Source organism: Methylophaga lonarensis MPL (assembly GCF_000349205.1).
GTDB lineage: Bacteria > Pseudomonadota > Gammaproteobacteria > Nitrosococcales > Methylophagaceae > Methylophaga > Methylophaga lonarensis.
Genome location: NZ_APHR01000075.1, coordinates 1 through 15,390, shown reverse-complemented (window position 1 = coordinate 15,390; position 15,390 = coordinate 1). Strand labels below are relative to the sequence as shown.

The following is a 15,390-nucleotide window of genomic DNA, read 5'->3' as shown; positions in this document are numbered from 1 at the left end:
GACTTGCTCGAGCTCCGCACACAGATCAGACACCAATGGGAGCCAACCGGGCATCACGTCGATATAGACATATGGCGACCCAGATCCCTGCCGCTGACGGTTTCTGAAGATGATAGGACAACTGTTATAAATTTTTGTAACGCTGAGCATCACTCGACCTCCTTTTTGGGAGACGATAACAACACATCCAAAACTTAATTGCAAGCCGAGAAGATTTCTTAACTAATTGATATATAACATATAATGTTCATTATAGGTCGTTTGAGTTTATAGTGGTTACTATAGACAATGATGATCAATACTCCTTGGATCGCCGGTGGTGTGTGAAGTGATTGTGATCATCCACCCGAGGGCCAAAGTGCCTATCGTTTCTTGATGGCTGTTTGATGGTGGTGCGATATCCAAACCGGCAGATAGATGTTAAGTGCGTCGAATGGCATGCGACTCATAAGCTTGATGATTATTAGCATGCTGATACATCCAGTTTTATCTCTGTTAAAACGCAGTAGGGGATGCAGCGGGTCTTTTTCCATTTACTCAACAGACTTTGGGATGCTGACAATCGAACTCTTGCCTTGGCGCTTACCCCTGAGTAAGCGATCAAGCAGGGGTATGTTTAATTGATATTCATAAAATCCACTTTCAGAATTTATGGAGAGTGTCGGCTCTGAAGTGATTCGCATGCTAATAACGCTTCTACATCTAATCGTTGATTTGAAGATCTCTTGTCACCATACACATCCACCGAATCATGACTACTGTGCCCCATGATGCCTGCTATTTCAGCTCGGCTGAAACCACTGGCTTTCAAGTTTGCGCCGATCTGATGTCGATAACTGTACAGCGAAATATGGCGTTCTCGTTTCGGCCAGATCTTTTTTACATGTCGCTGTAATCGACGCTGTATTCTGCTGATGTCAGAAGTTTTGCCAACTTTTGCATGCGGAATATTTGGTAAAAGTAATGCTAGCGTTTGATAGGCTTCATCAGAAAGCTTCAGTTGTCTGTCACAGCCTCGGATAGCATCAATCTTTTTTGCACTTACGATGGTGATGGTCTGGTTTCCATCAAGTGAGATGTTTTGAATTTCGGCTGGCCGGCAACCCGTGAAATAGACAGTTAATACAGCCGCCAGACATTCGATATCTTTGTGCGCTTTAAGGTGAGCGATCAGCGTTTCATGATCCTCATCAGAAACCGATTTGACCCTGCGCTGCTTGTGCTTTTTAAGATGAGGTGAACAAGACGTCGTCGGATTCACAAGTCCGCGAATTATAGCTGCGGTTTCAGCGTTACCTTTATCTTCTGCATATACGGCTAAGGCTGTTTTTAAACGTCGCCAGTAAGCCGGTCGGTATTCACATGCGACATCGCAAAGCATTTGTGAAACAGTTTTCACTGTCGGCTTGCTGTCTGTGAATCGGCTTTCCAAAAAATGGTTCGCCAAAGACAGATATTCGTTATAAGTTTTATCTTGCATATGAGATCCTTCTCATTGGATATCCTGATAATAGGACGTCCGGGGCCTTTCACTTTTCATGACGAGCTGCTGTTCTTCTCTGAATCGCATACTCTCGCAGGCCCCCCATACTTACCCGAGTAAGTATGGGGAGCAGTCGCCTCTATGTAACGTTTTCCCTCTGCGTCACTACATAAGTCGAGGCGACAAAAATGGACATCCACTCTAATAGGATATCCCGGGAATAATAAAAGTGAAGTCCCAATGTGCTTGCTCCATCATCAAGCCAAATCAGGGTAACCAAAACTACTGCTATCTGCTTTTATGATCTAGAGGATCAGCAGTTGATTTTCGGGTGTGTTGATTACCGGTTGGCCGTGTGAATTTTAGTTTGATATCACCTGGAAAAGGAGGTAAATGCTCGAGTGATGTAGGAAGTTCAATTTTACTGAGCGCATCAAGCATTACTTTTAGATTGAGCGAATCATAATGGTTTCGGGCAATGTTATTGCCCTTGTCTTCATTTTTCGTCCAGCCAATGATTTGATTTCTGACAGACTCTTCTAAACCTGCTTGTTTTAAGAGATCTAGCAACGTTGCTCGAAACGAATGAAACGTCTTGTCTTTCGAGAGTGTATTTTCTCTCACTGCAGTTTCGATAAGTAGTGTCCGGTTAAACCAGTCTTCAAAGCGTTTCGCGTAGGTATTTCTGTGAAAATTATTCAGTTCGGGAAACAATCTTTTTTGACCAGATCTTGCAACGCGTGACGCAAAAGCCGGCAAGCCCAATTTGACGAGCAGTGGATGCATCGGCACCACTCTCAAAGAAGCACTGGTTTTAGCGATTTTATCTGGTGAATTCTCGTTAAAGTCGATAACCCAAATATCGTTTTGCATGCGAATATCCTCACAATACAACGACGCAATTTGAGACATTCGGCTTCCTGTGAAGAGGCCGATCAACGGGATCCAGTATTTAAATTGTTCGTGAAAATAGTTACTGCCATACGCCATATGAATACTAGTCGAAAACATCGCGGTCAGATCTTTGCCGCTAAAGGGCTGATGTTTGTTTAAGGCTTTTCGTTTGGCCTCTGCACGCGCTTCAACGCCCTTGGCAGCAACACGGATCTCTTGAAACGGGTTAGCACGTTCGGGGTAAACCTTATCGGCAACTGCTTTGTTGAAGAGGGCGCGATAGGTTTCTAAATGATAGTTTGCGGTTTTGGCCGTGAGTCTGAGGTAGTCAGGATTGTCTTTATGGGCGGCTTCGATTGTTTGACTGACCGTCAACGATGCGTACTGACGGTTCCTGGCAGGAAGTGCAATGATTTTGTCGCGTACCTGTCCCGCATGCACAACGCTAAAATCTGCGATAGGTAAATTGGGATCAATAATGTCAGTCAGGCGGCGAAGATGTGTTTGTAGGCGGGGGCCTAAACTCTGTTTGTGTATGACGGCATATTCGCGGGTATAGCGCGCAACATACTCACCCAGACTCGTGTCATTCTGAAGATTGTTGTGAGGTTCTGCGTGTTGTCTACTAGCAATTTGCTGTGTTGGTGATTCTTCTTGCAGAAACCGCTCTGCCATCGCGAGCAGTACTTCAGGTGGAATACCGGCGTCTTTAAAAGCCTGGATCGTATCCGGATCGATGCGTTTGGATGTTTCCGTTACTTGATTGCCATCTTTATCTGCAACCGTTTTGGTGATCTTTTCAAAATTAAAAAGAGGTCCCTTCGGAAATTCCATGCCAGCCTTCGCTTTCTCAATGATTTCGTTGACTTTGATAGCACACAGCCATTCAAGATGCAAAGCTTGGAGCTTGTCACGGGTATTGAGTGAGAATTTAATTTCTTGCCGGTTCAGTTTGGCTTGAAGGCTTTTGGGGATAGCGCGGCGAAAGTAGAAGATCCCCTTTCTTTTGGTAGGCATGATGAGCGTTCCTTAGCAGATTTAAGGGCGTCATCGTTTTGCTGTTGTACCAGTCGCTGTACCAGTTTATGTACCAATTTGGCGTTTTTTCCCGCACACCAGTCCAACAGTGCGGGAGAATATATCGCTAACTTACTGATATTTTTGACTTATCAAGATTTTGACAAGTGATAATAAGATGGTACCGAGGGTGGGAATCGAACCCACACTGAGTTTCCCCAACCGGATTTTGAATCCGGCGCGTCTACCAGTTCCGCCACCCCGGCAACAAGCGCGAAATTATAACGCCTGTGTGGGCTATTGGGAAGCAGGATTTTCATTTTGTCGTTGACGCTTTCAGTTTGAGGTAAGGAGAGATTAACAAACCCGTTGCTCAACAACGTTGAATGGCATCGACGCATGATGTCTAATTGTCCGGAAGCGAGTTTTGTGAGTGGTGTAAGCATGCAGGATGATCTGGGACATATTGTTGTCGGATGGCGCGAATGGTTGAGTCTGCCAGAACTTGGCATTCATCGTATCAAGGCCAAAGTTGATACCGGGGCCAGAACATCTGCCATACATGCTTTTTCGGTTGAGCCTTTTGATAAAGACGGTGACAAGTGGGTGCGCTTTGGCGTACATCCCAACCAGCGCGACTTGAACACAGAGCAATGGTGCGAAGCGCCGGTCATTGATGAGCGCAAGGTGACTGATTCGGGCGGACACAGTGAGATGCGTTACGTGATTCAGACGCCAGTCACCATCGGAAAAAACACCTTTCCTATTGAGATCACCCTGACCAATCGAGATACGATGATGTTTCGAATGTTACTGGGGCGCACCGCGATGACTGCTGGTAATATAGTGGTCAATCCCACCCTGTCTTATCTTGCAGGGCAACCCCTCAGTGAACACATTCAGTTGCAGCTATCGACGGCAACTTCTGGAGATCTTGAATGAAAATTGCGATTTTATCGCGCAACCCCAAGCTGTACTCAACACAACGACTGGTTGAAGCAGCCACAGCCCGGGGGCATGAAGTACATGTACTGGACGTACTTCGCTGTTACATGAACATCACATCGCTAAAGCCAGAGGTTCATTACAAAGGTGAAAACCTGACAGGATTTGATGCCGTTATTCCTCGTATCGGTGCCTCGGTGACATTTTACGGAACGGCGGTACTGCGTCAGTTTGAAATGATGAATGTCTATCCACTGAATGAATCGGTCGCTATCAGTCGTTCTCGCGACAAGCTGCGTGCATTGCAGCTATTGTCTCGCAAAGGCATAGGCTTGCCCGTCACCGGCTTTGCACACCGTCCGGACGATGTTGAAGATTTGATCAAGATGGTGGGCGGCGCGCCACTAGTCATCAAGCTACTCGAAGGTACTCAAGGCATTGGCGTGGTACTGGCTGAAACAACCAGTGCTGCCGAGAGCGTTATCGAAGCCTTTATGGGGATGAAAGCCAATATTCTGGTGCAGGAATTTATCAAGGAAGCCGGTGGCGCCGACATTCGTTGTTTTGTTGTCGGAGACAAGGTCGTAGCTGCGATGAAAAGACAAGGCAAAGAAGGCGAGTTTCGCTCCAATTTGCATCGAGGCGGCAGTGCCAATCTCATCCGCATTACACCAGAAGAACGCAGCACAGCAGTCCGTGCAGCCAGAACCATGGGCCTGAATGTCTGTGGTGTCGATTTGTTGCGTTCCAATCACGGCCCGGTGGTGATGGAAGTCAATTCATCACCAGGACTTGAGGGCATTGAAACTGCCACAAACAAGGACATTGCCTCGATGATCATCGACTTTGTCGAAAAGAATGCCAAATCCGGCACAACCAAAACACGAGGGCGAGGCTGAATGGCTGACGATCTCATTATCGCCGGGGAAGTGATTCGACCCGGGCAAACCCGGGTGGTCGATGTGCCGCTGCCGGATTTGTACATGCACACTGCACTAAGCATGCCGGTGCAGGTAATACGCGGGCGGCGTAAAGGCCCGATATTGTTTGTCTCTGGTGCGGTACATGGTGATGAGATTGTCGGCGTCGAAATCATTCGCAGACTGATTCGCAGCAAACGTTTGAAAGGCCTCGCAGGTACTTTGATTACCATCCCGGTGGTGAATGTCTATGGCTTTATCAACCAGACGCGTTATTTGCCAGACCGACGGGATTTGAATCGCTGTTTTCCCGGCTCCGAAGAAGGTTCGCTGGCGGCACGTCTGGCCAATCTGTTTATGACTGAAGTGGTGCAAAAATGCACACATGGCATTGATTTGCATACTGCGGCGATTCACCGTGACAACCTTCCGCAGATTCGTGCAGCGCTGGACAATGGCGCCGTCGAAGAAATGGCCCGGGCATTTAATGCACCGGTGATTGTCAATTCCGGTTTGATTGAAGGTTCTTTACGTTTTGCCTGTCAGCAGGCTGGTGTGCCGGTCATTGTTTACGAAGCAGGCGAGGCTTTGCGTTTTAACGAGCTGGCCATCAGAGCCGGTGTACGCGGCGTGCTGGCGGTAATGCGCAAAATCGGCATGCTGGCACCATCACGAACTAAACAACTAAAGCCGCTGGAACCGTTTGTGGCACGTTCCAGCACTTGGGTGCGGGCACCACAAAGTGGTATTTTCCGGATGTTGATGCCCATGGGCGCGCATGTCAAAAAAGGCGATTGTCTGGGTATGGTCGCTGCGCCCTATGGTGATGAAAAATCTGAAACACAAGTCTTGGCCAGTTGTAGCGGCGTGATCATTGGCCGTACCAATATCCCGCTGGTGAACGAGGGCGAGGCCCTGTTTCACATTGCGCGATTTAACCGTCCTGACGAAGTTGCCGACAGCGTTGAAGCCTTCAATATGGTGTTGGACCCGGCCACAGATACCGGTGTACCAGAAGAACAGCCTATCATTTGATAAAATTGCATATTTTCCGGCGGCAGTGCTGTCATAAAAGTTTTGCAATTTGTCATTAAAATAGTGACAATCCCGCGATTTTTAACCTTTCCTAGGGGGTCTTGCGAATGCAGATGACCAAACACGCCAGTGCCGAGACTCATACTGAGTCAGTGCAGGACTGGGATGTCGAACAGAGCAGCAAGCTCTACGGTGTACGCGACTGGGGCGCCGATTATTTCGATATCTCGGAAAACGGTGATGCGGTGGTCTCCTTGCAATTTGGTGACAAGACCATCCAGGTGCCGATTATTGAAATCGTCAAAGGCATGAAAGAGCGTGGCCTGGATATGCCGGCGGTGTTACGCATCGAAAACCTGCTGGATATTCGCATCACTCAAATCAACGAGGCTTTTGCTCGGGCGATCAAGGATGCTGGCTATCAGAACCACTATCGCGGCGTGTTTCCAATCAAGGTCAATCAGCAATGCCACGTTATTGAAGAAATTGCCGACTATGGTCGCCGCTATCATCATGGTTTGGAAGCGGGCAGCAAGGCCGAACTGATTATTGCCATTTCGCAATTGCGCGATCATGACAGCCTGATTATCTGCAACGGCTACAAGGATGAAGAGTTCATCGAACTCGGCTTGTATGCCCGGCAAATGGGCATCAAGTGCTTTTTTGTGCTGGAAACCGCTACCGAATTGAGCACCATACTTGAGCGCAGCAAAGCTCTGGGTATTGAGCCGTTGATTGGCATGCGTATCCGTCTGGCATCGACAGTGGAAGGGCACTGGAACGGCGACAGTGGTGATCGCTCGATTTTTGGTCTGTCCACCAATGCCTTGCTGGAAGTGGTTGAACAGCTGAAACAGGCGGATATGCTGCACTGCCTGCAATTGCTGCACAGTCACCTGGGTTCACAAATCCCCAATATTCGTAATATTCGTAGCGGTGTGATGGAAGCCTGCCGCTTCTATGCCGGCCTGATAGAAGAGGGTGCGCCGATGGGCTACCTCGACTTTGGTGGCGGTCTGGCAGTGGACTATGAAGGCACCCGCTCCAACAGTACTCACTCGATGAACTATGGGTTGGATGAGTATTGCTACAACATTATCGAAACCCTGCAGGAATGCCTGGATCCATTGGAAATTCCCCATCCGGTAATTATTTCCGAATCCGGCCGGGCACTGGTGGCCTATTCATCCATGCTGCTGTTCAATGTGCTGGAGGTGCGCGATCACAAACCGGGCAAGATCCCGGAAACCGCGCCGGAAGACAGCCATGACATGATCATTAATCTGTATTCGGTACTGAGCAATGTGACGCCACAGAACCTGCAGGAATGTTACAACGACTCCTTGTATTACCGTGATGAACTGCGTGAGTTGTTCCACCATGGTCAGGCCTCACTGCGAGACCGGGCTCTGGCCGAGAATCTGGCGCTGGCCATCTGGGAAAAAATCTCTGAATTATTGCCACAGGCACGGCGTATTTCAGCCGAACTGGAAAGCCTGCCGGAATTGTTGTCAGACATTTATTACGGCAATTTCAGTCTGTTTCAGTCACTGCCGGATATCTGGGCCATTGATCAGCTGTTTCCGATTATGCCCATCCACCGATTGAATGAAGAGCCGACCCGCTCTGCAGTGCTGGCTGATATGACCTGTGACTGCGATGGCAAAATTGATTCGTTTTCTTACGAAGATGCCATCCACAAAACCCTGCCGCTGCATCCGTTGAAACATGGTGAAGAATATTATCTGAGCGTATTCCTGGTGGGTGCCTATCAGGAAACGCTTGGCGATTTACATAACCTGTTTGGTGATACCAACGTGGTCAGTGTGCACATCAATGAAGACGGCAGTTTTGATTTTATTCGCGAATTCCACGGCGACAGCATTGCCGATGTGCTGAGTTATGTTGAATACGATCCCAAAATGATGCAGGAACAATTTCGCAAAATTGCCGAGCAGGCCGTGCGTGATGGTCGTATTTCAGTGCCTATGCGTCAGCAAATGCTGCGGGCGTTTAATGACAGCATGAATGGTTACACCTTCTTCGAACGTTAATTTCAGCAGATTCATTTTTCAGGAAAGGTTTTGCTTATGTCTAAAGTAGTGATTATTGGCGCTGGTGGTGTTGGCGGTGTGGTGACCCATAAATGTGCCCAGTTGCCGGAAGTGTTTTCTGAGATCGTGCTGGCCAGCCGTACCGAAGCCAAGTGCAAAGCGATTGCTGCCCAGTTGAGTCGGCCCATTCGCACGGCTCAGGTCGATGCTGATAATGTGCCGGAATTAACTGCACTGCTGCAGAAAGAGCAACCGGATCTGGTGATTAACGTGGCTTTGCCGTATCAGGATCTGACCATCATGGACGCCTGTCTGGCGGCTGGCATTGATTACCTTGATACTGCCAACTATGAACCGTTGGACACTGCCAAGTTTGAATACAAATGGCAGTGGGCCTACCGTGAAAAATTTGAACAGGCCGGTCTGATGGCGCTGTTAGGCAGTGGCTTTGATCCCGGTGCCACCAATGTGTTTACCGCCTATCTTGCCAAACATTATTTTGATGAAATCCACGAGCTGGACATTATCGACGTTAACGGCGGCGACCATGGTTATCCGTTTGCTACCAACTTCAACCCGGAAATTAATATCCGCGAAGTGACCGCCGAATGCCGCCATTGGGAAAACGGTGAGTTTGTTACCACGCCGGCCATGTCGAAAAAGGCTCGTTTTACCTGCCCGGAAGAAGTCGGCAGTTACAACATCTACCGGATGTACCACGAAGAGCTGGAGTCGTTGGTGATCAACTTTCCGACCCTGAAACGTGCTCAATTCTGGATGAGCTTTGGCGACAGTTATCTGAAACATCTGGAAGTGCTGGGCAATGTCGGCATGACCGGTATTGATGCGGTTGAATTTAACGGCCAGCAAATCGTACCGATTCAATTCTTGAAAGCATTATTGCCTGATCCTTCAACACTGGGGCCGCGTACTAAAGGCAAAACCTGTATCGGCTGTGTGGTCAAGGGCATCAAAGACGGTAAAGAGAAAATCGTTTACCTGTACCAAATCAAAGACCATCAGGATTGCTACGCTGAAGTGCAGTCACAGGCGATTTCCTACACCACCGGTGTACCTGCGATGATTGGTGCCAAATTGATGCTGGAAGGCAAATGGAAAAAACCGGGTGTTTGGAATATCGAACAGTTCGATCCAGATCCGTTTATGGAAGACATGAACAAATACGGCCTGCCATGGAATGTGATTGAACTGGATGGTTTCAATCTCGACGGATGAGTGGTAAACAACAATCCGCAGATGAACGCAGATTGGCTTTAGAGATCAACCACAGAGACACAGAGGTCATAGAGAAAAACGTGTTATTTCGGTCGTTGGCGATGCCTCCGATACGATCAACATAACAACGATGTAGGTTGGGTTGAATGCAATGAAACCCAACAAAGGCTTTTTCGTCCGTTGGAGATGCCTCCGCTGCGGTCGGCATGACAATAATGTTTATCCGCAGATTATGCAGATAGGCGCAGATTGGCTTTAAAGATCAACCACAGAGACACAGAGGTCACAGAGAAAAACGTGTTATTTCGGTCGTTGGCGATGCCTCCAATACGATCAACATAACAATGATGTAGGTTGGGTTGAATGCAATGAAACCCAACAAAGGCTTTTTCGTCCGTTGGAGATGCCTCCGCTGCGGTCGGCATGACAATAATGTTTATCCGCAGATTATGCAGGTAGGCGCAGATTGGCTTTAAAGATCAACCACAGAGACACAGAGGTCACAGAGAAAAACGTGTTATTTCGGTCGTTGGCGATGCCTCCAATACGATCAACATAACAATGATGTAGGTTGGGTTGAATGCAATGAAACCCAACAAAGGCCTGTGCCTCTGCGCTGATATTTTTTAACTGAACAATGCTTCGGGTGTTTGAAGAACATGCAATTTACTGATTTTTCCAAGCTGGATTTACAGCGTCTGCCATCGCCCTGTTTTGTGGTGGATGAGGTGGCCGTTGAACGAAATCTGCGTATTTTGCATGAGGTGCAACAAGCCAGTGGCGCTAAGGTGCTGGCGGCACTCAAAGCGTTTTCAATGTGGTCTTTGGCTCCGCTGACTGCAAAATATCTCAGTGGCACCTGTGCCAGTGGTTTACATGAGGCACGCCTTGGCTTTGAGGAATACGGTGGTGAAGTGCATGTATTTGCCGCGGCATTCAGCCAGGCCGATATTGATGAACTGCTGACGTTTGCACATCACATCGTCTTCAATTCCTGTGGCCAATGGCTGCGCTTTCGTGATCAGTGTCTTGCCGCGCAGAAAAACCGACCTGAACTGCATTTTGGTTTGCGTATCAATCCCGAACATTCAGAAGGCGCGGTGCCAATTTATGATCCCTGCGCACCGGGCTCACGTCTCGGCATTCCTTTGTCACAGCTTGATGAGACTGCGCTGGACGGCATCAGTGGTCTGCATTTTCATACTTTGTGTGAACAAGGTTTTGCACCATTACAACGTACGGTCGAGGCGGTAGAAAAGAAATTCGGTCATTTGCTGCCACAGATGCAATGGGTGAATTTCGGTGGTGGCCACCATATCACTGCTGAAGGTTATGACATTAATGGTCTGGTGGAACTGATTCAGTCGTTCAAACAACGTCACAATGTTGATGTGTATCTGGAACCGGGCGAGGCGGTGGCGATTGGCACCGGTATCCTCAGTTGTGAAGTGCTGGATCTGACCTGGAATCATCTTAATCAGGCGATTCTGGATACTTCAGCCACCTGTCACATGCCCGATACTTTGGAAATGCCCTATCGTCCAGACATCACCGGCGCAGGCATGCCCGATGAAAAAGCGCATACCTATCGCCTGGGCGGTTTAACCTGTCTGGCGGGCGATGTGATTGGTGACTACAGTTTTGATCAACCTCTGCAAATCGGCCAGCGACTGATTTTTGAGGATATGAGTCACTACACCATGGTGAAAACCACCACTTTTAACGGCACCAAACTGCCGGCACTGGCTATCTGGAACAGCGAAACCGATCACCTGAATGTGGTCAAAGAATTTGCTTATATAGACTTTAAAGAGCGACTGTCATGAATACTGATTCAAGCGAACACTATCCAATTTTCCTGGGATCAGAGATAGATCAGGCTGATCCGCAACAGGCCATGTTTCATGTATTGCCTGTACCCTACGAAAAAACTGTGTCATATGGTGGCGGTACGCGTCTTGGGCCTTCGGCAATTCTCAACGCCTCATGGCAGTTGGAAAAGTGGGATGGCAAGTGCAATCCCTGTGATTTAGGCATTCATACCTGTGCAGCGGTGGATTGTTCAGTCGCTCCAGAACAAGTGATCGAGAACATCGCCAACGCTACCGCCGAGATTGTCAGAAATGGTGGTATTCCTGTGGTATTGGGCGGTGAGCACACGGTAACCTATGGTGTGCTTAAGGGCTTGAAAGATGCAGGAATGGAAGATTTTGGCATTGTGCAGATCGATGCGCATGCTGATCTGCGTCAAGCCTACGAGGGCGATATTCTCAGCCATGCGTCAGTAATGAAGCGGGCTGTGGATATGGGCATTCCTCTGTATCAATTGGGCATTCGCGCTTTTTGCGAAGAGGAAATGCAGATTCGTGAACAATTCGGTGTCTATTACCAGGATGCGGATGCGCTGGTGCCGAACAATATCACCAGTATCACGCTGCCTGATGATTTCCCGGAAAATGTGTTTTTCACTGTAGATATCGATGGTATGGACCCCAGTGTGTTTCCGTCGACAGGTACACCAGTGCCGGGTGGTCTGGGCTGGTATCAGACGCTGCAGTTATTTGAATCAGTCGCCAAGCAACGACGCATTATCGGTTTTGACGTGATGGAGTTTGCACCGATTGAAGGTTTTCATGCCTATGACTTTGCCGCTTCGTTACTGACCTACAAGCTGATGGGCATCACTGCGCGTAGTTTAGAATCTTAAGCTCAACGAAATTTATCCGCAGATTACGCAGATAGCCGCAGATTTAATGTCCAATTGCTGTCATGTCGGTCGCAGTGGAGGCATTCCGAAGCCACCGCCACCAACCAACATAACTAGCGCAGCACACACCCGTCATTCCGAAAACGTGTAATCACCTCGTCATTCCGGAAAACGCTTGGCGTTTGTCCGGAATCTCTGCACGGCCTTAACAGATTCCCGTCCCTGCCTTAAATTGTTTATTAACGCAATCTGCGCTCATCTGTGTAATCTGCGGATGAGTCTTGTTGGGTTTCATTGCATCAAGCTGTTTCACATTGAACTAGCGCCTAAGTAGTACCACTTTAAAGTCAGCGCTGTTTGGCAGTTTTTACTTTTCATTGAAGCATTTACACGCTAAGATCCCGCGTTTTTTCATTCCACGGAATTTGCCAGATGAATCAAGCTACTGTGACCTTACTGCAAAACTACTACGATGCGTTTAACCGTCAGGACATGGACGCCTTTTTGGGCATGCTGACTGATGACGTGATTCATGACGTCAACCAAGGTGGTCGCGAAGTAGGTAAAGAAAAATTTACCGCTTTCATGGATCGCATGAATGCGCATTACAAAGAACAAATCGTTGATATTTCAATTACCACCAACGATGCCGGTGATCGCGCCGCAGTTGAATTCACCGTTCTGGGTGAATACCTGAGCACCGATGAAGGTCTGCCTGAAGCAGCGGGTCAAAAATACAACCTGCCAGCAGGTGCTTTCTTTGTGATTCGCGATGGCAAAGTGGCTCGCATCACTAACTACTACAACCTGGAAGACTGGATCAAACAAGTCGTCGGTTAAGTCATTTTCCGCAGAACAAAACAAGAACAGCCGGGTATCTGGCTGTTCTTGATGACGTTCTGAGATGCTGAAAAAGTGAGCGTAAAATGTTGGAATTGAAACGTCTCTCAGGCGAAGCACTCAAGCAATACATCCCTGAGCTTGCACGTCTGCGTATTCAGGTGTTCAGGGATTTTCCCTATCTGTACGACGGCGATTACGATTACGAAGAACGCTATCTGCAAACCTATATCGAGTGCCCAGAGAGCGTTATTGTACTGGCGCTGGATAACGGCACAGTGGTCGGTGCATCAACTGGTATACCGCTCCGCTATGAGACTGACGACGTCAAAGCGCCATTTCTGAAAGCGGGAATCGACGTTGACACAGTTTTCTACTGTGGTGAGTCCGTGCTGCTCTCTAGCTATCGTGGACAAGGCGCAGGGGTGGCATTCTTTGATCATCGGGAAGCGCACGCACGTGAACTGGGCGGTTTTGAGTACAGTTGTTTTTGTGGTGTGCAGCGACCAGAAAATCACCCACGTCGGCCAGCAGACTATGTGCCTCTGGATAACTTCTGGCGCAAGCGTGGCTATGAAAAGCATCCTGAGCTACACACTGAATTCAGTTGGAAAGAGTTGGACGAAACCGAAGAGTCACCAAAGCCGATGACTTTTTGGATGAAAACACTCTGAAGCCCTCAATCTATTAAACGCTCTGATCAGAGCGTTTTTTCTGAGTAAAACATAAATGAGTAAAGTAAAAGTCGCTGCGGCACAGTACGACATCAGTTTTCTTGAGAACTGGGCTGCTTATGCCGACAAACTGACACGCTGGGTCGAGTCAGCCGCCGCTGAAAATGCCAAGTTATTGGTGTTTCCCGAATATGGCAGCATGGAACTGGCCTCGATGTTTGGTCAGGAGGTCTATAGCGATCTGAACCAACAGCTGCATTCTATGCAATCCATTTACCCTGACTGGCAAGCCATACACCAGCAACTGGCTCGCCAGCATGATGTGATGATTCTTGGCTGTAGTTTTCCCGTCTTGCAATCAGACAACACCTTCCGTAATCGCGCCAATCTCTATTCGCCTGATGGCTTACTGGGTTACCAGGACAAGCTGGTGATGACACGCTTCGAAAACGAGCAGTGGCTGATCCATGCCGGTCAGGAAATCAAAGTCATTGACAGCGATATCGGCAGAATCGGCATCAACATCTGCTATGACAGTGAGTTTCCTCTGATTGCCAATCATCAGGTGGCGGCAGGCGCTGATTTGATACTGGTGCCCAGCTGTACCGATACCGAGGCCGGTTTTTACCGTGTTCGCATTGGTTGTCAGGCTCGTGCTCTGGAAAATCAGTGCTTTGTGGTTCAATCGCCGACGTTTGGTAAGGCTGAATGGTCGGAAGCAGTTGATGTCAATACCGGCAGAGCAAGCTTTTACACGCCTGTGGACTATGGTTTTCCGGCCAATGGCATTCTGGTCGAAGGCAGCACTGATACGGCTGAATGGGTATTCGCCGAATTGGATCTTGCCGAAATCGCCAGAGTTCGTCAGCAAGGCCAGGTATTTAACTACCGCGACTGGCCCAAACAGCACGAGCTGAGCCCACCCAAATAACTTCGATCTGACTTCAGGCGGTAACAGAATCAGTCCCGAAAACGCGCAACACACACCGTCATTCCGAAAACGCGCAACCCAAATACGGTCATTCCGGAAAACGAGCAGCCCACACCTTCGTCATTCCGGAAAACGCACAGCGTTTGTCCGGAATCTGTGCACGGCCTTTGTCAGATTCCCGCATGCGCGGGAATGACGGCGAGTTGATCGTCATTCCGGAAAACGCGCGGCGTTTGTCCGGAATCTGTGCACGGCCTTTGTCAGATTCCCGCATGCGCGGAAATGACGGCGAGTTGATCGTCATTCCGGAAAACGCGCGGCGTTTGTCCGGAATCTGTGCACGGCTTTTGTCAGATTCCCGCATGCGCGGGAATGACGGTGAGTTGATTGTCATTCCGGAAAACGTGCAGCGTTTGTCCGGAATCTGTGCACGGCTTTTGTCAGATTCCCGCATGCGGACGGGAATGACGGTGAGTTGATTGTCATTCCGGAAAACGTGCAGCGTTTGTCCGGAATCTGTGCACGGCCTTTGTCAGATTCCCGCATTCGCGGGAATGACGGCGAGTTGATCGTCATTCCGGAAAACGCGCGGCGTTTGTCCGGAATCTGTGCACGGCYTTTGTCAGCTTCCGCATGCGCGGAATGACGGCGAGT

Annotated in this window: 13 protein-coding genes and 1 tRNA gene; 10 read left to right on the top strand and 4 right to left on the bottom strand. The window is 48.7% G+C overall.

Annotation, left to right across the window (positions count from 1 at the left end; translation table 11 throughout):
- Window positions 1-649: 649 nt before the first annotated feature.
- The 3 genes from MPL1_RS12000 to MPL1_RS11990 form a co-directional block, all read right to left on the bottom strand.
- Window positions 650-1,480, bottom strand: coding sequence for a site-specific integrase (locus tag MPL1_RS12000; RefSeq protein WP_009727402.1), 831 nt, complete (start codon window positions 1,478-1,480; stop codon window positions 650-652).
- 291 nt (window positions 1,481-1,771) lie between these two features.
- Window positions 1,772-3,394: a site-specific integrase gene (locus tag MPL1_RS11995; protein WP_009727401.1), complete on the bottom strand. Its 1,623-nt coding sequence runs from the start codon at window positions 3,392-3,394 to the stop codon at window positions 1,772-1,774.
- Between the two features lie 179 nt (window positions 3,395-3,573).
- Window positions 3,574-3,660 (bottom strand) — tRNA-Leu (locus tag MPL1_RS11990).
- A gap of 163 nt (window positions 3,661-3,823) precedes the next feature.
- On the opposite strand from MPL1_RS11990, the gene MPL1_RS11985 reads away from it, so the two are divergent.
- From MPL1_RS11985 to MPL1_RS11940, 10 genes are all read left to right on the top strand, one after another.
- Entirely contained in the window at window positions 3,824-4,336 is a 513-nt protein-coding gene (locus tag MPL1_RS11985; RefSeq protein ID WP_235045585.1) for an ATP-dependent zinc protease family protein, read from the top strand.
- Complete coding sequence (gene rimK / locus MPL1_RS11980; RefSeq protein WP_009727399.1) at window positions 4,333-5,238, top strand: 30S ribosomal protein S6--L-glutamate ligase; 906 nt, start codon at window positions 4,333-4,335, stop codon at window positions 5,236-5,238. Before MPL1_RS11985 ends, rimK begins: the two co-directional genes overlap by 4 nt.
- Window positions 5,239-6,294, top strand: coding sequence for a succinylglutamate desuccinylase/aspartoacylase family protein (locus MPL1_RS11975; protein ID WP_009727398.1), 1,056 nt, complete (start codon window positions 5,239-5,241; stop codon window positions 6,292-6,294). It begins immediately after the preceding gene.
- 107 nt (window positions 6,295-6,401) lie between these two features.
- A complete protein-coding gene (speA, locus tag MPL1_RS11970) occupies window positions 6,402-8,348 on the top strand; it encodes a biosynthetic arginine decarboxylase (RefSeq protein ID WP_009727397.1) in 1,947 nt (648 codons plus the stop codon).
- 36 nt (window positions 8,349-8,384) lie between these two features.
- The gene (locus MPL1_RS11965) at window positions 8,385-9,584 is read left to right on the top strand and encodes a saccharopine dehydrogenase family protein (RefSeq protein ID WP_009727396.1); all 1,200 of its coding nucleotides are present in this window, start codon (window positions 8,385-8,387) and stop codon (window positions 9,582-9,584) included.
- A gap of 659 nt (window positions 9,585-10,243) precedes the next feature.
- The gene (nspC, locus tag MPL1_RS11960; RefSeq protein WP_009727395.1) at window positions 10,244-11,410 is read left to right on the top strand and encodes a carboxynorspermidine decarboxylase; all 1,167 of its coding nucleotides are present in this window, start codon (window positions 10,244-10,246) and stop codon (window positions 11,408-11,410) included.
- A complete protein-coding gene (gene speB / locus MPL1_RS11955) occupies window positions 11,407-12,291 on the top strand; it encodes an agmatinase (protein ID WP_009727394.1) in 885 nt (294 codons plus the stop codon). The genes nspC and speB overlap by 4 nt, the downstream gene beginning before the upstream one ends.
- A gap of 432 nt (window positions 12,292-12,723) precedes the next feature.
- Complete coding sequence (locus MPL1_RS11950; protein WP_009727393.1) at window positions 12,724-13,131, top strand: ketosteroid isomerase-related protein; 408 nt, start codon at window positions 12,724-12,726, stop codon at window positions 13,129-13,131.
- Window positions 13,132-13,217: 86 nt separating this feature from the next.
- Window positions 13,218-13,805 (top strand): GNAT family N-acetyltransferase, encoded by a 588-nt coding sequence (locus tag MPL1_RS11945; RefSeq protein ID WP_009727392.1) that lies wholly within the window; start codon window positions 13,218-13,220, stop codon window positions 13,803-13,805.
- A 55-nt stretch (window positions 13,806-13,860) separates the two neighbouring features.
- Window positions 13,861-14,736 (top strand): carbon-nitrogen hydrolase family protein, encoded by an 876-nt coding sequence (locus MPL1_RS11940; protein ID WP_009727391.1) that lies wholly within the window; start codon window positions 13,861-13,863, stop codon window positions 14,734-14,736.
- Between the two features lie 88 nt (window positions 14,737-14,824).
- Here the strand turns inward: MPL1_RS11940 and MPL1_RS11935 are convergent, their stop codons facing one another.
- Window positions 14,825-15,130 carry a hypothetical protein gene (locus MPL1_RS11935; protein ID WP_009727390.1) on the bottom strand — a complete coding sequence of 102 codons (306 nt, stop codon included), beginning with the start codon at window positions 15,128-15,130 and terminating at the stop codon, window positions 14,825-14,827.
- Between the last annotated feature and the right edge of the window lie 260 nt (window positions 15,131-15,390).